Raw genomic sequence first — 21,433 nt, 5'->3', positions numbered from 1 at the left:
CGACTAAGGAGCGGCACACATGAAGGTAGCTGTCGCCGGTGCCGGCGCAGTCGGCCGCTCGGTCACCCGCGAGCTCATCGAGAACAACCACGACGTCACCCTGATCGAACGCAACCCCGAGCACGTCGACGTCGACGCGATCCCGTCCGCGCACTGGCGCCTCGGCGACGCCTGCGAACTGAGCCTGCTGGAGTCGGTGCACCTCGAGGATTTCGACGTGGTGGTCGCCGCGACCGGTGACGACAAGGTCAATGTGGTGCTCAGCCTGCTGGCCAAGACCGAGTTCGCGGTGCCCCGGGTGGTGGCCCGGGTCAACGACCCCCGAAACGAATGGCTGTTCACCGACGCCTGGGGCGTCGACGTGGCGGTGTCCACCCCGCGGATGCTGGCGTCGCTGATCGAAGAAGCCGTCGCTGTGGGAGATTTGGTGCGCCTGATGGAATTCCGGCGGGGTCAGGCCAACCTGGTCGAGATCACCCTGCCCGACGACACGCCCTGGGGCGGCAAGCCGGTACGCCGGCTCGAGCTGCCCCGGGATGTAGCGCTGGTCACCATCCTGCGCGGGCCGCGCGTGATCGTGCCGGAGGCCGACGAGCCGCTGGAAGGCGGCGACGAGTTGCTCTTCGTCTCGGTCACCGAGGCGGAAGAGGATTTGCGCAAACTGCTGTTGCCGGCGGCCGCGCCGCCCGCGAACTAGTCGCCGACGGTGTCGGCGTCGAGCGCCACGGCGGCGGGGTCGAAATCATCGGCGGCGCCGGCGATCGCACGCTGCGCGGCCCTGATCGCCACATAGGTCACCAGCGCTGCCACCGCGGTCAGCGGCCAGCCCATCCCGATGCGCGCCGCGGCCAGCCAGCCGGTCTGACCCGCGTCGTACAGCAGTAGCTGAACCCCGAACCGCGCGCCGAAGACCAGCACCCAGCACAGCGAGGCGACGTCGAACGCGTAGACGGCCCGGGCAACGTTGCGCCAGCCCCGATCCCGCCCGGTGGCCCAGCTCCACGCGTAGCCAACCAGCGGACGGCGGATCACCACGGACACCGCGAACACGACCGCCCACAGCAGCGAGATCCAGATGCCGAGCAAGAAATAGCCCTTGGATTCCCCGACGATATAAGCGATCAGCGCACAAACGGCGACGCCGGCGAACCCGGAAAACGCCGGCTGGATGGAATCCCGCCGGATCAGCCGCCACACCAAGACCAGCGCGGCCACCCCGAGCGCCGCGCCGATTGCGGGCAGTAGGCCCGACAGGCTGGAAACCGCCACAAAGATCACGACGGGCAGCGACGAGTAGATGACACCACTGACCCCGCCTAGCTGGCTCAGCAGGCGTTCTGGACTGATGCGATTCGACGTATTACTGGGCAGGGTCAACGTTGAATTTCATAATGCGGGTTGTAGATGGCCTTTGTTCCGTTCTCCAGCTTGCCCATCCGGCCACGCACCCGCAAAGTGCGGCCCGAGTCGATGCCGGGAATGCGGCGCTGTCCCAACCACACCAGGGTCACGGTGTCACTGCCGTCGAACAGTTCAGCCTTGACACCACCCGCGCAGCCCTTGCCGTTACATTCCACGCTGCGCAGCGTGCCTACCATCGTGACCTCCTGGCCACGTTCGCAATCGATGACGCGCTGCGCACCGGTACTCGCAACCTCGTCCGACAACTCCTCGGAATCAAGTTGCTCCGGGTCCTCCGTCAACCGACGGGTGAGGCGGCGTAAATAACCCTGAGCCCCCATGCTCACTCCTGACAATTGGCGAAAAAGCCGCGGTGCTTTCATCTATGCCAACGGAAACCGTAGACCTCTTGGTTCCCCGGCGCCAACCGGATCGAAACCGTGATTTTGGGCTGCTTGTCCCGGCCGGGCAGTATCGGGGCGTGGGTGTCGATTTGCGCGGTGTCACCACCGTGCTCTTGCCCGGGACCGGGTCCGACGACGTATACGTCAATCGGGCGTTTTCCGGGCCGTTGCGCAATGCCGGCGCCCGGTTGGTGACCCCCGCGCCGCGCCCGGACCGATTGGTCGATGGCTACCTGTCCGCATTGGATGACGCGGCGCGCGACGGTCGGATCGCCGTCGGCGGAATCTCGATCGGAGCCGCGGTGGCAGCCGCGTGGGCGCTCGCACATCCAGGTCAGACCGTCGCCGTGCTGGCCGCGCTGCCGGCCTGGGCGGGGGCCCCCGGGTCGGCGCCGGCCGCCCTTGCGGCGCGGTATTCGGCATCCCAGCTACGCGCCGACGGTCTGGCCGCGACGACCGCACAGATGCGGGCGTCCAGCCCGGCCTGGCTAGCCGAGGAGCTGACTCGGTCCTGGCTTGCCCAATGGCCGCTGCTGCCCGACGCCATGGACGAAGCCGCCGCCTACGTCGCACCGAGTTGTGACGAACTCCACAAACTGGCCGCGCCTCTCGGCGTGGCGGCCGCGGTCGACGATCCGATTCATCCGCTGCAGGCCGGTGTCGACTGGGTCGCCGCCGCACCGCGTGCGGGGTTGCGGACGGTGACGCTCGATCAGATCGGCGCGGACAGCGCCGCGCTCGGGGCGGCCTGCCTGGCCGCACTGGCCGACGCGTAGTTGTTCCAACCGGCGGCTAGCCGCCGGTGGTGGTGCGCAACTGTTGCATAGCCGATCCGTCCACGCTGCGGCGCGCGGCCGGATCGTTGGGCGGTTGCTCCTGCTGCTGCGCCTCGGCCTGTTCCACGGCGGCCTGACGCAGCTGCTCGGCCATTGGCTCGGGAAGGTTCACGGCCAGCGGCGTGCGCACCGGCAGCGGGGTGTCACCGCGGCGAACCACGGTGTCCGCCAACGCCGAACGCGCCTCCTGCTCGAGCGCCTCCATGGTCTCGTGCGCTCCGTTGATCACGCAGCGGATCATCCATCGGTAGCCGTCGACACCGATGAAGCGCACCACTCCCGTCGCGGTGCCGACCACCTCGCGACCCCACGGGCCGTCTTTGATGCTGACTTGAGCCGAATCCTTGCGCAGCGAGTCGGCAAGCTCGCCGGCCACCTCACGCCACAGGCCGCCCGTCTTGGGGGCGGCGTAGGCGGCGATCGTGAACCGGCCGTTGGGCGTGACGACCCACACGGCGCTCGGCACGCCGGTCTCGGTCAGCTCGACCTGCAGCTGGCCGGCTTCCGGCATCGGGATCAAGACCGAGCCCAGATCGAGCCGGGCCAGCTCGGCGACCGACGGGTCGTCGAAGTCGTCGATGTCGAACGGCCCCTCCAGGTCGTCGTCGAACTCGTCATCGACGGGGTCGGCCGCAGCCTCTGGCGCTACCGGCTTGTCGCTGTCGTATTTGCCCGATTTTCCGAATGCCATCACAAACTCGCATGTCCGCCGGAGGAACCGTGGCCACCGTCGCCACGGGATGTTTCGGCCAGCCCGGCCTCGTCGAACGACGCGACCTCGACCAACTCGACCAACTCGACCCGCTGCACCAGCAACTGGGCGATCCGATCGCCACGGTGCACCACGATCGGCTCGGCCGGGTCGAGGTTGATCAGCGCAACCTTGATCTCGCCCCGATAGCCGGCGTCGACGGTACCCGGGCTATTGACGATCGAAAGTCCAACCCGGGCAGCCAATCCCGAGCGCGGGTGCACCAAGCCCACCATTCCGAAGGGGATTGCGACCGCCACACCCGTCCGTACCAGGGCGCGTTGCCCAGGGTCCAGCCGGAGATCTTCGGCGCTGTAGAGATCAACCCCCGCGTCACCGTCGTGTGCCCGACTGGGCAGCGGGAGCTCGGGGTCGAGGCGGACAATGGCCAGACTGGTCGACACGGGGCCACAGACTACCCTTGACCGCGTGTCCGGTACGCGTGTCGCGCCGCACAGCGTGCGATATCGCGAGCGGCTGTGGGTCCCATGGTGGTGGTGGCCACCGGCGTTCGCGCTAGCGACGCTGATTGCTGTCGAAGTCAATCTCGGTGTCAGGGCACTCCCCGACTGGCTGCCGTTCGTGGTGCTATTCCTCGTGGCCACCGGCGCGCTGCTGTGGCTGGGCCACGTCGAAATCCGAGTCACCGCCTCCGCCGACGGTGTGGTGCAACTGTGGGCCGCCGATGCCCATCTGCCGATCACCGTGATCGCCCGATCCGCTCAGATAGCGCCGTCGGCGAAGTCGGCGGCACTGGGGCGTCAGCTCGACCCCGCGGCGTATGTGCTGCATCGCGCATGGGTGGGACCGATGATTTTGCTGGTCCTCGATGACCCAGACGACCCGACGCCGTACTGGATGGTGAGCTGCCGTCACCCTGAGCGGGTGCTGTCGGCCCTGACAAGCTAGGTGCGGCTATCAGGCTGCGCAGTCGGTGCAAATCATCACACCGTTCTTCTCGCTGGCAAGTCGACTGCGGTGTTGCACCAAGAAGCAGCTCGAGCAGGTGAACTCGTCAGCTTGTTTCGGGATGACCCGAACTGATAGCTCCTCGCCGGACAGGTCGGCACCAGGCAGTTCGAAGTTCTCGGCGGACTCGGATTCGTCCACGTCAACAACAGCCGACGCCGCCTCGTTGCGTCGAGCTTTCAACTCCTCCAGCGAGTCTTCCGAAACGTCGTCCGTTTCGGTCCGCCGTGGAGCGTCATAGTCGGTAGGCATCGTCCAATCCCCTCACATGCCTGCGTTACCTCAAGCAACGCTTTGTACCAGCGTCGAACGCATCCACCAAATGATTCGTGCCTGTATCCCGGTCGATTCGGTTGTGATTTACCTCACACCCCCGAATTGACCCTCGTATTCGCCTTCAAACAGTGGATTTAGTGTGCGGCTAGAGTGCAGCTGTGGTCGCACAAATCACCGAGGGTACAGCCTTCGACAAGCATGGTCGGCCCTTTCGGCGGCGCAATCCCCGACCTGCCATTGTCGTGCTGGTCTTCCTGGTGGCGGTGACGGGCGTCGCGTGGACCGTAGCGCTGACGCGACCCGCGAAAGTTCACGAAGTCGAAGCGTGCAACCCGCCCCCGCACCCGACCGGGTCGGCGCCGGCCCAAATCGGCGAGCAAATGTCGCGCAGTGCGATGGCCGACGTGATGCCCGCAAAACTCGCCGACACCAAGGTCCGCGTCCTCAACGCCAGCGGCCGCGGCGGCCAGGCCGCCGACGTCGCCGGCGCGATGAAGGATCTGGGCTTCGCCCAGCCAACCGCGGCCAACGACCCGGTCTACGCCGGCACCCGTCTGACCTGCCAGGGCCAGATCCGCTTCGGTACGGCCGGACAGGCCACCGCCGCCGCGGTGTGGCTGGTTGCGCCATGCAGCGAGCTGTTCAACGACAGCCGTGCCGACGACTCCGTCGACCTGGCCGTCGGCACGGAATTCAACGCACTGGCCCACAATGACGACATCGACTCGGTGCTCGCCAGCCTGCGCCCCGGTGCCACCGGATCGTCAGATCCGTCGCTGTTGTCGAAGATTCACGCCAGCAGCTGCTGATTCAGTCCTCGATTGGCGCGAGGCCGTTGAATTGCCGCAGGGCCGCCAGCAGTTCGTCGGCGATTCCGGGCGCGACCGCAACCACCAGTCCGGCGCCGCCGACCTGCTCGTCGGGCGGCGGCACCAACACCCGCGCTCCGGCCTCGGCGGCGATCAGTGCACCCGCCGCGCGATCCCACACCTGCAGCCCGTGCTCGTAGTAGGCGTCCAGCCGCCCCGCCGCGACCATGCACAAGTCCAGCGCCGCGGAACCGATGCGCCGCACATCGCGAACCAATGGCAGCAGCTGCGCCAGCAGCGCCGCCTGGGTGGTGCGGCGCGCGATCGAATACCCAAAGCCGGTGCCCAGCAAGGCCATCGACAAGTCGTCGACATCGGCGCACCGCAGCGGGTGCGTCCCCTGCTCGTCGATGAAATGCGCGCCGAGACCTGTGGCCGCGGAATAGACCCGGCCTCCGACGACGTCGGCGACCGCGCCGGCCACTGACACGCCGTTGCGCTGCGCCCCGACCGACACCGCATAAGCCGGGATGCCGTAGACGAAATTCACCGTGCCGTCGATGGGGTCGAGCACCCAGGTGACCGCGTCAGTGTCTGCGGCCTTCTCCGCGGGCCCGCCGCCCTCTTCCCCGAGAATCGGGTCACCGGGCCGTAATTCGGCCAACCGATCGCGCAGCAGCCGTTCGGTCTCGGTGTCGACCACCGTCACCGGATCGGTCGGTGTGCTTTTGGACCGCACCGCGCCACTGTCGGTCGCGCCCGCGTGAGCACCGAACACCTCGGCGCGCCGCGACCTCACGAACTCGGCGGCTTCGGCGGCTAGCGTTTCGGCCACTAAGCGCAGCCCGGCGTGCTCTGCACCGCCGGCGGGTGGGGGTACCTCCCGCCGGCGGTGGCCGGCACCCACGTCAGGTCGCGTCACCGGTCTATCGCATCACAGTCGCCCACCACCGCGCAGCGCGGCGAATCGCCTCTCGCATTGTCCGACCGCAACCGCTTCGCTGCCAGCTAAGGTGTGAACCAGCCCAAATCTCGCCAAGGAGATTTCGATGACCAGCACCGAATCGGCCACGGATACCCCCGATGCCGGGGCGGCCTCCGGTACGCCGCAGCGACGTGGATTCGGCATCGACGTCGGCGGCAGCGGAATCAAAGGCGGCATCGTCGACCTGGACACCGGACTGTTGATCGGGGACCGGATCAAACTGCTGACACCGCAACCCGCCACGCCGTCGGCCGTCGCCAAGACCATCGCCGAGGTCGTCAAGGAATTCGGGTGGACCGGCCCGCTGGGCGTGACCTACCCAGGCGTCGTTACCGACGGCATCGTCCGGACGGCCGCCAATGTGGACCGCGCCTGGATCGGGACCAACGCGCGCGACGTGATCAGCTCCAAGCTGGACGGCCAGCAGGTCACCGTTCTCAACGATGCCGACGCGGCGGGGCTCGCCGAAGAGCGCTACGGAGCGGGCAAGAACAAATCCGGTTTGGTCGTTTTGCTGACCTTCGGAACCGGAATCGGGTCCGCCCTGATCCACAACGGGAAATTGATCCCCAACACCGAGTTCGGCCATCTCGAAGTCGGTGGCAAAGAAGCCGAGGAGCGCGCGGCGTCGTCGATCAAAGACAAGAACGAATGGAGCTACCGGCGCTGGACGAAAGAGGTGACCAGGGTGCTGATCGCGATCGAAAACCTGATCTGGCCGGACCTGTTCATCGCCGGCGGCGGCATCAGCCGGAAAGCCGACCAATGGGTGCCGCTGCTCGAAAACCGCACCCCGGTGGTGGCGGCGGCATTGCTCAATTCCGCCGGGATAGTCGGCGCCGCGATGGCGTCGACCGCGGACGTAACGCACTGAATTTCCCCGCTAGGGCGGTACGAGCGCGCGTTGTCGTTACAATGGTTCACGGCGACCGCCCGACAGATAGCGTGCGAGCAGTCACGCTGGTACCAACGCCGACATTCGACATAGCAGACACTTTCGGTTAACCATGCCCAAACCCACCGATAGTGAGTCCAACCGAAGGGGTGTAAGTGGCAGCGACTAAGACCAGCCCGGCAACCGATGAGCCGGTGAAACGCACCGCCACGAAGACCCCCGCTAAGCGGCCCGCGGCAAAGGCTGCCAATGGCACCGCGCCGGCCAAGCGTGCGACGAAGACTGAGGCACCGGGCACCCACCCCGCCGACGACACCGACGGTGGCGCCCCGAAGAAGGCCCGTACCCGCGCCAAGGCCGCGGGCAAGGCGCCATCGGGTCGCGGTACCAAAGCCGCATCCAAGGGCGCCGGAGACGACGACAACGTCGAAGGCGTCGACGAGAACGCCGCCGAGGAACTCGACACGGAACCCGACCTCGAAGGTGAGCCCGGCGAGGACATCGACATCGACAGCGACCTCAGCCTCGACGACCTGGAGGACGACGTCGCGTCCGACGGCGATGGGGACGACGACGCCGGCGACAGCGATGGGGATGACGAAGCCGAGGACACCGCGAGCGCCGCGAAACCTGCCGCGAAAAAGGCGCCGGCCGAAGAAGAGGCAGAGATCGCCGAGCCCTCCGAAAAGGACAAGGCGTCCGGCGATTTCGTCTGGGACGAAGACGAATCCGAGGCGCTGCGGCAAGCCCGCAAGGACGCGGAACTCACCGCCTCCGCGGACTCGGTACGCGCATACCTGAAGCAAATCGGTAAGGTCGCGCTGCTTAACGCCGAGGAAGAAGTCGAACTGGCGAAGCGGATCGAAGCCGGTCTGTACGGCACTCAGCTGATGGCCGAGCACGCCGAGCGCGGCGACAAGCTGCCCGCCGCGCAGCGTCGCGACATGATGTGGATCTGCCGCGACGGCGACCGCGCCAAAAACCATCTGCTGGAAGCCAACTTGCGGCTGGTGGTTTCGCTGGCCAAGCGCTACACCGGTCGCGGGATGGCCTTCCTCGATCTGATCCAGGAAGGCAATCTGGGTCTGATCCGCGCCGTCGAGAAGTTCGACTACACCAAGGGATACAAGTTCTCCACCTACGCGACGTGGTGGATTCGCCAGGCGATCACCCGCGCCATGGCCGACCAGGCGCGCACCATCCGCATCCCGGTGCACATGGTCGAGGTGATCAACAAGCTGGGCCGCATTCAGCGCGAGCTGCTGCAGGATCTGGGCCGCGAGCCCACGCCTGAAGAGCTGGCCAAGGAAATGGACATCACGCCGGAGAAGGTGCTGGAGATCCAGCAGTACGCGCGTGAACCCATCTCGCTGGACCAGACCATCGGCGATGAGGGCGACAGCCAGCTTGGTGACTTCATCGAAGACAGCGAAGCGGTCGTGGCCGTCGACGCGGTGTCCTTCACGTTGTTGCAAGACCAGCTGCAGTCGGTGCTCGAGACGCTATCGGAGCGCGAAGCCGGCGTAGTACGGCTGCGCTTCGGTCTCACCGACGGCCAGCCTCGTACCCTCGACGAGATCGGCCAGGTCTACGGAGTGACCCGCGAGCGCATTCGCCAGATCGAATCCAAGACCATGTCGAAGTTGCGCCACCCCAGCCGCTCCCAGGTGTTGCGCGACTACCTGGACTGAGAGTTAGCGCAGAAATACCGTTTGAACTGGGATTTTAGCGCACTTGTGAGTTAGCACACAGGTGTTAGTTAAGGTAGTGGTATGGCCGCTACCCCACCACGACCGCGCGCTAGCAAACGCGCCCGCAAACCTGACTTCGACATCAACGCGCTGCTCCCCAGCTGGGAGCTGTCGTTGCGCCACGAGCGCAAAAGCCGCGAGACGATCAAGTCGTACACCACGGGCGTCTACCAGTTCCTCGACTGGTGCGAGGTGTACGGACACCAGCCTGCGCTGGACAAGAAGCTGCTCCGGGCTTGGGTCGACGACATCATCACCACCGGTGCCTCCCCCGCCACTGCGGTGGCTCGCCAGCTGGGCGTGCGTCGCTTCTCGGCATGGTGCGAGGAGGAGGGCGAGCTCGAAGCTGACCCCCTGCTCGGGCTGCGGTCACCCAAGATCGACAAGAAAGTGACCAAAGGCCTGCCCGACGACCAGTTGCGCGAACTCATCAGAGTCTGCGCTGGGAAAGAGTTCCTGGACCGCCGCGACGAGGCGATGCTGCGGCTGATGGCTGAGACCGGTGTGCGCGCTGGAGAGCTGCTCGACTTGAGCGTGGACGACGTAGACTTGCTGCGGGGCCAGGTGACGGTGGTGCGAGGCAAGGGCGGCAAGGGCCGGGTGGCTCCCATCGGCCCGCAGGCGGCGCGGGCCATCGACCGGTACCTGCGGGCACGCCGCTCCCACCGCCTCTCCGACGCCAGCACCGCGCTGTGGCTCGGTGACCGCGGAAAGCAACTCGGCTACTACGGGCTGCGCAACGCGCTGCAGCGTCGCGCCGAAATGGCCGGCATCAAGGACTTCCACCCGCACCTCATGCGGCACACCTTCGCCACCCGGTGGAAAGCCGCAGGCGGCTCCGACGATGGCCTGATGAGTGTGGCCGGTTGGTCGAGCCGCGACATGATCGACCGATATGCCGGAGCTGCTGCCGCCGACCGCGCGGCGAATGAGGCCCGCAGGCTGGGTCTCGGCGAGATCTAGCACGTCGCAACACGCGCGGGTGCGCTAGCGCTTGTGCGCTTTCACGCCGAGGTGTTTCCCCTCGTAACTACTGGTATGCCAAGCACGGCATTGCGCCGTGGCGCAACACCTTTCACCCGTCCCGGCGGTGTACCGGTGTACGGTGTGCAGCTGTCAGCACAACTGCATAGCGAAACCACGACTCATCCCCCACGCACGGCATCGCCATTGCAGCGGGTGTCACGAGAAGACGAGCGCTCCGGGGCGGGCATCAAACCCGCCAGCAACGCTCGGGTCGTTCATACCCATGGAGGGGATGAATGCCCGAGATCGATGATGCGCCAACATATCTCAGTCCTGCTGAACGCACACTGCGCGCCAGCATCGCCGCCCAGACTCGCTGGGCCAAAGAACCCGACCGCACTGCTGCTACCGCTGCCGCACGCGCAGCGCAGCAGCGCAGGCGTGAGGACGCGGTTGACCCCGATCACCTGCTGACCCCTGGTGAGCGCGCGCGGCGCGCTGAGAACCTGCACCGCGCACATATGCAGCGGATGGCTCTGAAAAGCGCTCAGGCGCGACGCAGGCGCAAGGCAATAGCGCAGCGGCGCAAGCGAGGTGCCGCATGAGCCCGCCACATACAGAAAGCCGCCCGTGCGAACACGGACGGCTCCCTAACAACACCACCCGGCAGTCTGCCACACAGCACCGACGTCCGCCCACAAGCGTTGGACCTCAGGGGGACGGCCGGGGCGGGCGAGGGGCGTGAACGCAGACGAACGTCGCGCATGGCGTGCACACGTCGCCAACCATCCCGATCTGACTACAGCCCAGCGGCACATCCTGCAGACGCTGGAGATGTTCGCCGACTACCCGCATGGCACCAACGCCCATCCCGGCGTGGAGAACCTCGCCAGGGCATCGGGTCTGCAGACGCGCGCGGTGGACAACACGTTGGCCAAAGCGCGGAAGCTGATGCTCATCGAACAGACAGCCCGAGCAAACCCCAAACTGGGACTTGCGTCGGTCTATCGACTGCTGGCAGTACCACATTCAACACGCACCCTCGTGCGGACAGAAAGCAATTCAACCCGCACGGGGGTGCGGATAGAAGACGATTTCAATCCGCACGAAACACGGTTTCAACACGCACCCCCGTGCGTACCACCAGATCATTAACACCAGATCACGAACACCCCGCGCGCGAGCGCGAGGCTGCTCGGCGCAACCCGGCAGCCCTCGCGGCGTGCGCGCTTTGCGACGAGCACGGCTGGCTGCTCGGCAAAGACGGTGGGGCAACCAACGTTCGGTGCTATCACCAACGACCCGACGCCAAGGAGGCGTCTTGAGCAGCCCGCGTCGCCTGGTCGAATACTGCGCGTGCGGCGCTGCGCTGCGGCCCGACAACACCACCGGCATATGCGCCGAATGCCGATGGCTTGCCCGCGACGAGAGGCTTCGGCGCATCGAAGACGAGCAACGCCGAAACAGGCGCGCGGCCGTCGTGGCCCAGCGCATCTCACAACTTGACCAAGGAGGGCCGTGAACGAGCGGGCCAGAGTCACTCCCAACGCACCAACGCCATCCGCCGAAGGTCAGTGGACCCGGAACCTCGGACAGCGTGGCACAGACGACGCTGGGGGCCAACCGCACCGCTTCACCTTCACCTGCGAAACCTGCGGGGAAATGATCGTCGGCCCGACGGGTTACGCCACCCTCGACCGGCGGGCGGCCGCGCACCGCCACCACGGTTTTCGGGCCTGGCGAAAAGCCAACCCCGGTGTCCATCCGCGGAAGGGCCCGCACCTGGTGTGCTGGCGCGTCCTCCACAACAGCTGCGACACCGAGGCCACAGAGTGGGATTTCAGGATTTCCGTCGACACGATGAAAACCCCGACTCAGCTGCTCTACCGGACCCTCGCGATCGCCGAGCGGCCGTGGTTCAACGACACCGACTGGCGGCGCCTTGTGCGCCGTCTACTCAAACAACTTAAACAACCTGGGACACAATGAATTCCGCATATGACGAGCGATGGCACACCACGCGGGAGCGGGTGTTCGGCGGCCGGTGGCTCGCGGTCTACCCGGGTGCGGACGGGGACGCCTGGCATACCGGCCCGGTGGATGGGCTTGTGCTGCAGCTCCATCCCGATCATCGGTCCCGCATTCTCGCAGCACTGCGGGACGACGTGGGCCGCCTGGTGCCGCTGGACCCGCAGCCGTTTACCTGCGTGCCGACAGACAAGCTGCGGAAGCGCCTCGCCAGCATGCACCCACCCATCGCCGAGGAGCACCCTGATGCATGATCTCGATTTGCGCGATGTGGTCGACGGGCTTCCGCGCAACGAACTCCTTGTGCTCGCCGACGAATTCGAGGTGCTCGCCGGCATGACGCAGCACCCTATTGGCCCGTGGTCCGCGTGGTGGCTGTGGCGGATCCGGCGCGCAATGGGCGTGCACTATGACCCGCCCCCTGCTGAGTCGATCGGCGTCATGGACACCGCCGAGCGCAAGGCCATCCGCGACGATCTGCTGTCCCTGGCAGAACGCCACCGCGACAACGAGGGCGTGGTCGCGTTCGCGGTCGGGATGGTCGCGCAACTCGAGTTCTCGCTGCTGGACGACGAGCAGAGTAAGGCCGACCTAGCGGCATGGATCAGCGCCTACCGCCGCGCACACCCCTACGGCGAACCCCGCGACACCTCCCGCCTGCCGCGTTGGAGCAACCCAACCGACGACGCGGTGTAGCGCGCTGGAATTGCGGCACAGCGGCTTTCAGTGCTTGGCCATGTCGGCGGGCGGGCGTAGCATCCTCGGCAGCAACCGCAGCCCGCCAGACCATCTCGGCCGGGGCGGCGGCATCGGTTCCCCGGGTGTTGCGCTGGCACGGCGGCCTGAGCGGAACCAAGGTTCGTAGGACGTGGTGGCACTCCACGACGCGGCCCAGACAATCCACTTCCAAATTGTGTTGCGGCGCAATCGGATTCGATGCCGCACGCCTACGCCCTTGGAGGGCCGCCATGCCATCAGCAAACCGCGAGATGCTCGACCGGTTGCATGCCACAGTGCGCGACGTCGAGCAGCAGCGCAAAAACATCATCGACCGCGCCCAGGCCGAAGGTCGCACCGAGCTGACCGTCGAGGAGACCGCCGAATTCCGTGGTCTCACCGAGCTCATTGACGGCCTGGTTGAGCGGGCCAAGGACCTGCGCGAAGAAGTGCAGCGCGAGGGCAGCCTGTCGGACCCCAGGTTCATCGCCGCGCTCGGCGGCACCGGGGCCGACGCCCGTGCAGCCAGCCAGGCCTGGGGACGCACCGCCGCGCAAGCGCTACGCCAAAACCTGGGCGGCAAGGAATCCCGCGCGGTCATCAGCGGCAGCGTCGACATCCCCAACCTCGTGCTGCCGCAGGTCGTCGCCATCCCGCGACCAGTGCGGCTGATCGACCTATTCTCCAACCGCCAGCCCACCGACTCGATGGCCTTCGAATACTTCCGGGCCACCGTCCGCACCAACAACGCCGCGCCGGTTCCGGACTTGGCCCAGAAACCCACCAGCGTCAACACCGTCGTACCCGTGGTCGACCGATGCCGGGTAATCGCCCACCTGTCAGAGCCGGTGCCCTACCGCATCTGGTTGGACGAGAACGAGATCTCGAATTGGCTCAGCAACGAGATGGCCAACGGCGTGCTCGACGCACTGGAAGCCGAGGCCGTGGGTAGTCCGACTGGCACGGGCCCGGGAACCGGCGCAGGCGAGCACATGACGGGAATTCTTAAAGTTGCTGGTACTACTGCTGTTTCGTACAACACCGACGTGCCAACAACGCTGCGCAGCGCGGTAACTGCCCTGCAGAAGATCGGAGTGACGCCCAACGGCTGGGCGCTGAACCCCGACGACGCCGCTTCCATCGACCTGCTGCGGTGGGGACCGGATGGTGGATTCCTGACCGCCGGATATCCGACCGGCCTCGCGGCGCAGGCGTCCCTGGCCGACAACATCTTCGGGGACACCCGCCCGCGCGTGGTCAGCCCCAGCGTGCCGCAGGGCACCGCGATCCTCGCGGACTGGACACAACTCAAGCTGTTCGTGCATTGGGGAATGACCCTGATGGCCAACGCATTCGGCGACACCTTGTTCCAAACCAACGCGGTCCAGGTGCGCGCCGAGTCGCTGGTCGGCATCGGCATCCTCCAACCACGCAGCTTCGCCATCGTCGACCTGACGGCGTAACCGTGGGCGAGCATGACGACTCGATCACCGCGTTCAAGGACGGGAAGTCCTGGCGCTGGCGCGCTCCGTGGGCAAGTAACCACGACAGCACCGCGGCCTACACGACTAAGGCCAAGGCACTGGCTGCTGGCAGGTCGTGGTTGAGGAAGCGGGCCAGTGGCCAGAAGCGTGCTTGACCTCTTGGAGCTGGGCTACGTTCCGCTACAGGATTCAGCCGAGCGCATGGGTATCTCCGTGGAACGGGTGCAAGACCTGGTCAAGCGCGGAGTGCTGCGCGCTTCCAGTGACGGACTGTACGTACAGCCAGCTATCGTCAGTGGTTCTATTGGCCCTCTTGTTGAGGATCCGCCGAGTTGTTGCCTGATCCATCGGGATATGTGAATAGCTGGAAGAACCCCGCCGCTGTCAGTGCGAAGCCGAAAAAGGCTACTGGGGCAAAGACGAACCAGAAGAACCCCGTGACGTTCAGGGCGAGCCACGCCAATCCGCCCCCGGCGGCCGCAGTGACTGCTGCCACAAAGATGAGAGTCGCAACGGCTGACCAGGAAATCTTGCGCAGTCGGCGCCGGATGTGAAGTTGAACCTCTTGACTTATAAGGTCTTCCAACGCCTGCTTAGAGCTCGTCGGGACTTCCTTGTAGAGTTCCGCATCCTTCGCAATCCTTCGCGTTACCCTGCTGTCCGCTGATCCCGCGAGGTAGATATTTCCGACCAGCCCCGCCACAGCCGGCACTGCTCCAAGGATCAACGGCAGGGTTCCACCCTCTGGCATGCCGCTAAGACTATTACTGCCCACACCTTCCGGACATCGCATTGCCTCGCAACGGTCACCACCTACCGCACCTAACCCACTCCCCCTCGGTACCGGAGACCCCGACGTGGTTCCACCGACCGGTCACCATGGTCCGAACATCGTCGCAGCCACCTCGTAAACCATGGTCACACCCACGAACGTCCGGGAGAATCCACCACAGCCCCAGCATCAAGGAGGGGGTATGCACCCTAGAAGTTGCGGGGTCGCAGCCTCCCCTGAGCCAGCCCGGACGGGTTATATACCCCCGAAAAGTAAACACGCAAAAAGCGCTCATCTCGGATCAAAGCCCTGGAAGACGGCTGTCCGATCAGACCGCCGAGAGGCCACCCGTTTACTCGCGAAGTAAACGCTTGCAATCTCCTCCGGCGGGTTGATGAATGCGGCAGCATTGGTGCGCGTGGCCTCAATGGACAGATGGCGAAGCTACCCGTGGTGGGTGCCCTTCTGGTTCGTTGCGTCGGCTTTCGTCTTGGCGGCTTGGAGCCTGGCGCTGGAGGTGCACGACCTGGACCTGAAATGGTGGTCTACCACGCTGCAGTTGGTTGGCGGGATTTTGGCCTTCTGCGGTTTCGGCAGCGCCTATGTGCGCGCCGCGTACGGGCTACCCGTCCCAATCTGGTTCAAGGAGCATGTTTCTCGGTTCCACCGATGGATTACCCGGCTTTGGAATAAGCTGCTACGCAAGCCCATAAGTGTCTCTGTTTTTCCGGGGACGGCCAAGATCAAAGTCCGTGCGCACACGCCCAGTATCCGGCAGTATCCCGGCGCCCTCTCGCTGGACCGGACCAGACCGCTGAAGCAACAAGTCGCCCAAATCGCGGACTATGCCAACAAGCTGCAGGCGGAAGTACCGAAGCTGCTGGACGAAATAGGGCGGCTTGATGGACGCATCGATAAGGTTCATGTCGGCGCTTCCGAATCAGCGGAGAAGGCACTAGACCACATCCAGAAGGAAATTGAAGCGCTGACGAAGCGCCTCGACCAGTCGTTGGTAAAAGACCTTCAGTGGGCAATCTGCGGCCTAGGCATCACGGTCGTCGGCATCGCGTTGGGCTACTAGTGGAGGACGCGACACGTTAACGAGCCTTCAACTCCGGCGGGCCGCGACGCGAACCCGCGCGGTCGCGGCCCGTGCGTACCATCGGCGAATGGTCGTCTACGGCGAAGCTCAGCGTCCACGCGTTGTGGTTGCTGGGTTTGATAAATCGCATCCCTTCGCATCCGTCGTTGAGAGATACGCCGGAACCGTCCACTACTTGGACGAAAACCCCAACATTCGATGGGACAGCTGGGATGCCGTGGTGGCGGTCGGGTTTGCGGCTATTTATGCTGGGCACGTCCGGGTCCTTCAGATCGGCGGAGATCCGATCGGAGGCGTAGCGAGCAGACAGACCTATGCTTCAGCTTTGTCATTGACAGACCACATCGGCGAAGAGCTCGAAATCCCAGATCGCCTTCCCGATGATCTTCGCGAGTTGGTCAAGAGGGAGCTCATTCCCCTCGTGGACCCACAGGTCGACAGAAGCCGAATTTCGCCCACTCGCCTTGCGACAAACGATGAACGTTATTTGCCTCTCCTTCACGACCTCGATGGATATGCATTCGCCGCCCTGTACTTACCGCCCCTTGGCATACACGCTTGCCTGTATCTGCCCGGGAACACCGTCAACCTTGCACCGTGGTTGCTTTATGCCTTCAGGCTCTGGTCTGACGATCTCCCCGACATATTCCCGTCACAACCCGAGTGGACATCCAACCCGACGTGGATGACGGCCGAGGAGTTGTCTGCGCAGTCGGATGCTGCTGAGAAGCGTGCCGAAGAGCAGCGCGTAATGGCCGAGCAGCGGGCGCTTGTAGAAGGTTCCGAGGCTTCACTTGCACAAATCCGCGAGAGGGTCGATGCGTCGGAGCGACAACTATTGACGGCGGACGGTCCCCCGTTGGTTGCCATCGTCCATCAAACCCTCGAAGAAATGCTGGAATTCGAAGTCACGAATGTCGACGACGGGCTCGCCGAGGGGCAGGCGAAGAAAGAAGACCTGCGCGTCGCGGATGACGGCTGGATAGCACTTTGCGAGGTCAAGGGGTACACGAGGGGAGCTAAGCTCTCGGACCTCCAAAAGTTGACCGGTTGGGCCACCCTCTATGCAGCTGAGGCTGGGCGACCTCCAAACGCAATGTGGTTCGTGGCGAACCAGTTTCGCGGAACCGATCCGAGTACTCGCCAACCACTGCTTCAGGGCGCGGAGGAGTATTTGGAGGTCTTCGGCCAGCAGGGCGGGCTCGCAATCGATACGCGCGACCTCTTCCGACTGCGAAAAGCAGTAGCCTCCGGGTCGGTCAGTGCCGAGGACGCCCGCGCCATGCTGATGGGCTCTACCGGTCGATTCGAGCCTCCACCGACCGTGCGGCCCTAACTACTCAAACGTCAGTCCGGGTTTGAGCCAACCGGGCCGTCACCGTTGCGAATTCGGATTCCAGCTTCGCGAGCGCATGTTCAACGACGTCCATCAATCCATCGAAGTTCGGCGGGCGCTCAGTTGACTCCTTGCCCTCGGAGACAATGACAACGCGGATAGGCCACTTACCTGCCAGAGCCGCTTCCGCGGCGCTACGCAGTATGGACGCGCGACCCGTGAATTCGATGCCGTTGAGGCCAGCGGGAAAGCTCGTTCCGTACATGCCTCCGCGCCGGAACAGAGTGCTGAGCGCGGTTATCTCGTCGATGATGGCTTGGCAGCGCTTCGTCACCAGCACGCACCGATACTCCTTGTACTCGTCTTCCGTGTCCGTCTGGAGTTCATCGAGGCTAGTGAGGGTGATGTTGCTCTTGGTAGCTAACGCCGGTGCACCAGACTGAAAACCCCGCCTACTCAGGATGATTCCTCTGTCGGCACCCACGTCCTGCACGATGTCGCGCAATGTGGATACAACTGATTTGTCGACCCGGCGATTCCAGTACTTGCATTCGACAATCCAGAGGAACCGGACACCAGCGCGGTACCCACGCACCGCCACGTCAATTTTGTGGACGCCGCGAGCGCCGTCGATGGTCTCGTCCGTCTCTGCAGAGAGCCCAAGCGCTCGGTAGTAGGTGGCGGTCGCTTCTTGGTATTCCTTCCAAGTCGGCATAGGGGCAGTGTGCCCGAGCGCGGCACCATCTCGAAGCGTTCCTCCACCGTCTCGGCTTGGTCGCCGGCCATCCGTCCGGAGGCTGTGCGCTTAGGCGCGACCGCTGGAAGCGTGCCCACGCCATGCGGCGTGCCGCCAAGAGTTAGCTCGCAGCTCAGGCAACATGGTCCGAATGTGTGAGACTCGGCGCGGCGTTTTGGCGATACCCAACAAGCGAGGCACGAGCGGCCTTGCCGTCCGGGACGCAGCGGAGAAGCACGCTCGCGCGTCGCTAACCCACGAGGAACAGTTCGCCGAAGGAAGCATCGAGGTCGAATCGCAGTCCCCTCGGCTGGACGACGAAACAGTGAGGGACGTCTATTACGCCTACAAAGTGATGACGCCGGGATGCACCGGGTGGAGTACGCAGACGTAGACAAAGCTGCCCCGACCGCTGATTAGAGCCGAGGCAGCTTTTTCGGATCGTGGCTTACTTGTACTGCTCGATCACCCTCTCGTACGACGCGTCGCGCATCACCTGGTGGGACAACCATGTAGCGCCGCTCTCGACGTAGCCCGCCAGCTCTTTGGCCTGGTCCTCAATGCCGCACCGGCCAGCGACATGCACCCACGACCCTGGGCAAACAGGATCCTGCGAACCAGCTAAATTCTCAATGCAGGTATTTTGAGCACACAGCACCCGGTTTTGGTGCATTTATGCAGGTAGAGCACTCCGCCAGCACAGCGCTACTGCGCGACTACCTCGACTAACGCGCGCTTTCGCCAGACCTGTTGCCGCACAAGCTCGGCTAGCCTCGGTGCGCCGGAATTTGGTTTGCCACAGCGAAAATCAGGTGCGCCGGCCATGGGCATCGTCGTAGGGTGACCCGATGTCCGCCAACCGCGTGCTCGTCTCGTCCGGATCCGACTTCGAATCGACAGTCGGCTACTCGCGCGCGGTGCGAGTAGGCCCGTACGTGGCGGTCGCCGGCACGACCGGCACCGGGCCTGCCGGTGACATCGTCGCGCAAGCCCAAGACGCCTTGCGCCGCATCGAGATTGCGCTCCAAGAGGCGGGCGCTTCGCTGACCGACGTGGTCCGCACCCGCATGTACGTGACCGACATTTCGCGGTGGCGCGAGGTGGCGGCGGCGCACGCGCGGGCCTTCGGGGAAATACGTCCCGTGGCGACCATGGTCGAAGTCTCGGCGCTGATCGCACCCGAATTGCTGGTGGAGATCGAAGCCGACGCCTACATCGGGTCGTGAGTAGTTACGACGGGCGCAAACGTTCCCCCGGGCCCCGGCAAATACTCGGTGACCTTTTTCACAGCGGCGAGCGGCAGCGGTCCGTACAGGTGCGGGAACAGCATCGCCTCCGGATCTGTCGGCACACCCGGCTCCCAACGCACGGGCGAGTCCAGCAAACCCGGGTCGATGTGCAGCAGCACCAAATCCTGGCGCCCACAGAAGAGCCGGTTGGCCGGCAGATGTACCTGCTCGGGCGCCGACAGATGGATGAACACCGCGGTGCCCTCGGGGCGGATTTCACCCCGCCGCTGGGCGTCGGACCACTCTTCGATTCCACACAGATGTACAAGCAGGTCAGCAGCGATGGTCACGGTCGTTAACTCTAGGAAGCCCGTTGAAACCAAACGTTTACAGGTCGTGAGAAACGACACACCCGATAACGATCGGGGAACAACGCGAAAACGCCGAACGTCTGAGAAAGTGGATACAAGAGAACGGAGAAGCCAATGAACGCAACTCTGACAAGTCCCGAGCTGACTAGAGCTGACCGCTGCGGTGCTGCAGCTCGCGTACGCGCCAAGCTGCCTTCTGGAGCCGAACTTCTCTTCTGCCAGCATCACGCTAACGAACACGAGGCCAAGCTTGTTGAGCTCGCCGCCGTGTTGGAGGTTAGCGCAAGCTAGGTCCAGCGAAACTCGCCCAGTCACAATGTGGGGTGTGGGCGCACCGATCGGTAATGCTGGACCGATATGAGCGAGCAAACCGTAAAGCCGTCGCGCCATCACATTTGGCGAATTGCGTTGCGGACCCTGACCAAAAGCTGGGATGACTCCATCTTTTCCGAGTCCGCACAGGCTGGTTTTTGGTCGGCGCTCTCTACGCCTCCGCTGCTGTTGGGAATGCTGGGCAGCCTGGCCTACGTGGCGCCGCTGTTCGGGCCGGACGCACTGCCCAGCATCGAGAAGAGCGCGATCTCGGCGGCCCACAGTCTCTTCTCGTCCAGCGTCGTCAACGAGATCATCGAACCCACAGTCCGTGACATCACGGCGCATGCCCGCGGCGAGGTGGTCTCGCTCGGCTTTCTGCTATCGCTATGGGCGGGCTCGTCGGCGGTCTCCTCATTCGTCGATTCCGTGGTCGAGGCGCATGACCAGACGCCGCTGCGCCACCCGGTGCGACAGCGGCTGTTCGCGCTGTTTCTCTACGTGGTCGGGCTGGTGTCCGCGGTCGTGGCCGCACCGGTACTGGTGGTGGGCCCGCGCAAAGTGTCCGAACACATCCCCGATGGCCTCGCCAACGTCCTGCACTACGGCTACTACCCGGCGCTGGTGCTCGGGCTGATGATCGGGGTCGTCATCTTGTACCGGGTGTCGCTGCCGGAGCCGCTGCCCACACATCGGCTCGTCTTCGGCGCCGTCCTGGCTACCTTCGTGTTCGTGACCGCGACGCTCGGCCTGCGCGTCTATTTGCGATGGATCACCAGCACCGGCTACACCTACGGCGCGCTGTCCACGCCGATCGCGTTTCTGTTGTTCGCGTTCTTCGGCGGGTTCGCGATCATGCTCGGCGCCGAGCTCAATGCGGCGATCCAGGAAGAATTCCCCGCGCCCCGGACACACGCCCACCGACTGCGCAATTGGTTGTTCTCGCGTTCACCCGCCCTGAAGCGGACGGCGGAGGCGTTATCGAATCCGGTGACGACCAATCCCGCAACTCAAGAACGCGATCCCGCGGCGGCAGAGCCGCCGATCTGATCAGCTCTTCTTGAGCTGCTCGTAAATCTTCTTGCAATCCGGACAGACCGGCGAGCCCGGCTTGGCGGCCTTCGTCACGGGAAAAACCTCGCCGCACAGCGCGACCACATGGTTACCCATGACCGCGCTCTCGGCAATCTTGTCCTTCTTGACGTAGTGGAAGTACTTGGGAGTGTCGCTGCCGGTCCCGTCGTCGACGCGTTCGTCGGTATCGGTGCGTTCGATCGTCTGGGTCTGCATACCTCATATTGTG

At 64.7% G+C, this 21,433-nt stretch carries 31 protein-coding genes; 20 read left to right on the top strand and 11 right to left on the bottom strand.

Going from position 1 to position 21,433, the window contains the following annotated elements:
* Positions 1-19: 19 nt before the first annotated feature.
* Entirely contained in the window at positions 20-697 is a 678-nt protein-coding gene (locus DB708_RS01025; RefSeq protein WP_108920085.1) for a potassium channel family protein, read from the top strand.
* Here DB708_RS01025 and DB708_RS01020 read toward each other — a convergent pair.
* Complete coding sequence (locus DB708_RS01020) at positions 694-1,377, bottom strand: DUF3159 domain-containing protein (protein WP_235616568.1); 684 nt, start codon at positions 1,375-1,377, stop codon at positions 694-696. The genes DB708_RS01025 and DB708_RS01020 overlap by 4 nt on opposite strands.
* On the bottom strand, positions 1,374-1,742 hold the full coding sequence (locus DB708_RS01015) for an OB-fold nucleic acid binding domain-containing protein (protein ID WP_108920084.1): 369 nt from the start codon (positions 1,740-1,742) through the stop codon (positions 1,374-1,376). The genes DB708_RS01020 and DB708_RS01015 overlap by 4 nt, the downstream gene beginning before the upstream one ends.
* Before the next feature lie 140 nt (positions 1,743-1,882).
* Here DB708_RS01015 and DB708_RS01010 point away from each other — a divergent pair, with 140 nt between their 5' ends.
* A complete protein-coding gene (locus DB708_RS01010) occupies positions 1,883-2,581 on the top strand; it encodes a hypothetical protein (protein WP_108920083.1) in 699 nt (232 codons plus the stop codon).
* A 16-nt stretch (positions 2,582-2,597) separates the two neighbouring features.
* On the opposite strand, the gene DB708_RS01005 is transcribed toward DB708_RS01010, so the two are convergent.
* Positions 2,598-3,332: a DUF3710 domain-containing protein gene (locus DB708_RS01005; RefSeq protein WP_201263384.1), complete on the bottom strand. Its 735-nt coding sequence runs from the start codon at positions 3,330-3,332 to the stop codon at positions 2,598-2,600.
* Positions 3,332-3,796, bottom strand: coding sequence for a dUTP diphosphatase (gene dut / locus DB708_RS01000; protein WP_108920081.1), 465 nt, complete (start codon positions 3,794-3,796; stop codon positions 3,332-3,334). Before dut ends, DB708_RS01005 begins: the two co-directional genes overlap by 1 nt.
* Before the next feature lie 25 nt (positions 3,797-3,821).
* On the opposite strand from dut, the gene DB708_RS00995 reads away from it, so the two are divergent.
* Complete coding sequence (locus DB708_RS00995) at positions 3,822-4,301, top strand: DUF3093 domain-containing protein (protein WP_108920080.1); 480 nt, start codon at positions 3,822-3,824, stop codon at positions 4,299-4,301.
* A gap of 9 nt (positions 4,302-4,310) precedes the next feature.
* Here DB708_RS00995 and DB708_RS00990 read toward each other — a convergent pair whose 3' ends face one another.
* Positions 4,311-4,613 (bottom strand): DUF4193 domain-containing protein, encoded by a 303-nt coding sequence (locus tag DB708_RS00990; protein ID WP_036468275.1) that lies wholly within the window; start codon positions 4,611-4,613, stop codon positions 4,311-4,313.
* 182 nt (positions 4,614-4,795) lie between these two features.
* On the opposite strand from DB708_RS00990, the gene cei reads away from it, so the two are divergent.
* On the top strand, positions 4,796-5,446 hold the full coding sequence (gene cei, locus DB708_RS00985; protein ID WP_108920079.1) for an envelope integrity protein Cei: 651 nt from the start codon (positions 4,796-4,798) through the stop codon (positions 5,444-5,446).
* A 1-nt stretch (position 5,447) separates the two neighbouring features.
* On the opposite strand, the gene DB708_RS00980 is transcribed toward cei, so the two are convergent.
* Positions 5,448-6,290 (bottom strand): inositol monophosphatase family protein, encoded by an 843-nt coding sequence (locus tag DB708_RS00980; protein ID WP_235616573.1) that lies wholly within the window; start codon positions 6,288-6,290, stop codon positions 5,448-5,450.
* A gap of 205 nt (positions 6,291-6,495) precedes the next feature.
* On the opposite strand from DB708_RS00980, the gene ppgK reads away from it, so the two are divergent.
* From ppgK to DB708_RS27150, 11 genes are all read left to right on the top strand, one after another.
* Positions 6,496-7,305 carry a polyphosphate--glucose phosphotransferase gene (ppgK, locus tag DB708_RS00975; RefSeq protein WP_108920078.1) on the top strand — a complete coding sequence of 270 codons (810 nt, stop codon included), beginning with the start codon at positions 6,496-6,498 and terminating at the stop codon, positions 7,303-7,305.
* A 176-nt stretch (positions 7,306-7,481) separates the two neighbouring features.
* Entirely contained in the window at positions 7,482-9,017 is a 1,536-nt protein-coding gene (locus DB708_RS00970; protein WP_108920077.1) for an RNA polymerase sigma factor, read from the top strand.
* 81 nt (positions 9,018-9,098) lie between these two features.
* Positions 9,099-10,040, top strand: coding sequence for a tyrosine-type recombinase/integrase (locus DB708_RS00965; protein ID WP_108920076.1), 942 nt, complete (start codon positions 9,099-9,101; stop codon positions 10,038-10,040).
* Positions 10,041-10,339: 299 nt separating this feature from the next.
* The gene (locus DB708_RS00960; protein WP_108920075.1) at positions 10,340-10,648 is read left to right on the top strand and encodes a hypothetical protein; all 309 of its coding nucleotides are present in this window, start codon (positions 10,340-10,342) and stop codon (positions 10,646-10,648) included.
* A 136-nt stretch (positions 10,649-10,784) separates the two neighbouring features.
* Positions 10,785-11,198 carry a hypothetical protein gene (locus tag DB708_RS00955; RefSeq protein ID WP_108920074.1) on the top strand — a complete coding sequence of 138 codons (414 nt, stop codon included), beginning with the start codon at positions 10,785-10,787 and terminating at the stop codon, positions 11,196-11,198.
* A gap of 166 nt (positions 11,199-11,364) precedes the next feature.
* The gene (locus DB708_RS27030) at positions 11,365-11,565 is read left to right on the top strand and encodes a hypothetical protein (protein WP_133250965.1); all 201 of its coding nucleotides are present in this window, start codon (positions 11,365-11,367) and stop codon (positions 11,563-11,565) included.
* Between the two features lie 140 nt (positions 11,566-11,705).
* On the top strand, positions 11,706-12,032 hold the full coding sequence (locus tag DB708_RS00950) for a hypothetical protein (protein WP_108920073.1): 327 nt from the start codon (positions 11,706-11,708) through the stop codon (positions 12,030-12,032).
* Positions 12,029-12,325: a hypothetical protein gene (locus DB708_RS00945; protein ID WP_108920072.1), complete on the top strand. Its 297-nt coding sequence runs from the start codon at positions 12,029-12,031 to the stop codon at positions 12,323-12,325. Before DB708_RS00950 ends, DB708_RS00945 begins: the two co-directional genes overlap by 4 nt.
* Positions 12,318-12,767, top strand: a complete 450-nt coding sequence (locus tag DB708_RS00940) for a hypothetical protein (RefSeq protein ID WP_108920071.1) — start codon at positions 12,318-12,320, stop codon at positions 12,765-12,767. The genes DB708_RS00945 and DB708_RS00940 overlap by 8 nt, the downstream gene beginning before the upstream one ends.
* 272 nt (positions 12,768-13,039) lie before the next feature.
* Positions 13,040-14,251 (top strand): phage major capsid protein, encoded by a 1,212-nt coding sequence (locus tag DB708_RS00935; RefSeq protein WP_165839691.1) that lies wholly within the window; start codon positions 13,040-13,042, stop codon positions 14,249-14,251.
* Positions 14,252-14,253: 2 nt separating this feature from the next.
* Complete coding sequence (locus tag DB708_RS27150) at positions 14,254-14,427, top strand: hypothetical protein (RefSeq protein ID WP_165839690.1); 174 nt, start codon at positions 14,254-14,256, stop codon at positions 14,425-14,427.
* Positions 14,428-14,573: 146 nt separating this feature from the next.
* On the opposite strand, the gene DB708_RS00930 is transcribed toward DB708_RS27150, so the two are convergent.
* Entirely contained in the window at positions 14,574-15,023 is a 450-nt protein-coding gene (locus DB708_RS00930) for a hypothetical protein (protein WP_133250964.1), read from the bottom strand.
* Between the two features lie 478 nt (positions 15,024-15,501).
* Between DB708_RS00930 and DB708_RS00925 the strand changes: the two genes are divergently transcribed.
* Together DB708_RS00925 and DB708_RS00920 are read left to right on the top strand one after the other, a co-directional pair.
* Positions 15,502-16,125: a prefoldin domain-containing protein gene (locus DB708_RS00925; protein WP_133250963.1), complete on the top strand. Its 624-nt coding sequence runs from the start codon at positions 15,502-15,504 to the stop codon at positions 16,123-16,125.
* A gap of 88 nt (positions 16,126-16,213) precedes the next feature.
* The gene (locus DB708_RS00920; RefSeq protein WP_133250962.1) at positions 16,214-17,482 is read left to right on the top strand and encodes a hypothetical protein; all 1,269 of its coding nucleotides are present in this window, start codon (positions 16,214-16,216) and stop codon (positions 17,480-17,482) included.
* Between the two features lie 4 nt (positions 17,483-17,486).
* On the opposite strand, the gene DB708_RS00915 is transcribed toward DB708_RS00920, so the two are convergent.
* Positions 17,487-18,197: a restriction endonuclease gene (locus DB708_RS00915; RefSeq protein WP_108920066.1), complete on the bottom strand. Its 711-nt coding sequence runs from the start codon at positions 18,195-18,197 to the stop codon at positions 17,487-17,489.
* Positions 18,198-18,666: 469 nt separating this feature from the next.
* Entirely contained in the window at positions 18,667-18,804 is a 138-nt protein-coding gene (locus DB708_RS27145) for a hypothetical protein (RefSeq protein ID WP_165839689.1), read from the bottom strand.
* Between the two features lie 262 nt (positions 18,805-19,066).
* On the opposite strand from DB708_RS27145, the gene DB708_RS00905 reads away from it, so the two are divergent.
* Positions 19,067-19,444: a RidA family protein gene (locus tag DB708_RS00905; RefSeq protein ID WP_108920064.1), complete on the top strand. Its 378-nt coding sequence runs from the start codon at positions 19,067-19,069 to the stop codon at positions 19,442-19,444.
* Here DB708_RS00905 and DB708_RS27480 read toward each other — a convergent pair.
* Positions 19,429-19,797, bottom strand: coding sequence for a DUF952 domain-containing protein (locus DB708_RS27480; protein ID WP_165839688.1), 369 nt, complete (start codon positions 19,795-19,797; stop codon positions 19,429-19,431). The genes DB708_RS00905 and DB708_RS27480 overlap by 16 nt on opposite strands.
* A 135-nt stretch (positions 19,798-19,932) precedes the next feature.
* On the opposite strand from DB708_RS27480, the gene DB708_RS28355 reads away from it, so the two are divergent.
* Both DB708_RS28355 and DB708_RS00890 read left to right on the top strand, forming a co-directional pair.
* The gene (locus DB708_RS28355; protein ID WP_108920122.1) at positions 19,933-20,109 is read left to right on the top strand and encodes a DUF7455 domain-containing protein; all 177 of its coding nucleotides are present in this window, start codon (positions 19,933-19,935) and stop codon (positions 20,107-20,109) included.
* Between the two features lie 66 nt (positions 20,110-20,175).
* Positions 20,176-21,180: a YihY/virulence factor BrkB family protein gene (locus tag DB708_RS00890; protein WP_108920063.1), complete on the top strand. Its 1,005-nt coding sequence runs from the start codon at positions 20,176-20,178 to the stop codon at positions 21,178-21,180.
* Here DB708_RS00890 and DB708_RS00885 read toward each other — a convergent pair whose 3' ends face one another.
* Positions 21,181-21,420, bottom strand: a complete 240-nt coding sequence (locus DB708_RS00885) for a DUF3039 domain-containing protein (protein ID WP_108920062.1) — start codon at positions 21,418-21,420, stop codon at positions 21,181-21,183.
* Between the last annotated feature and the right edge of the window lie 13 nt (positions 21,421-21,433).

Source organism: Mycobacterium montefiorense, assembly GCF_003112775.1.
Lineage (GTDB): Bacteria > Actinomycetota > Actinomycetes > Mycobacteriales > Mycobacteriaceae > Mycobacterium > Mycobacterium montefiorense.
Note: the sequence above shows the minus strand (reverse complement) of the source record. Positions and strands in the feature narration are given on the sequence as shown.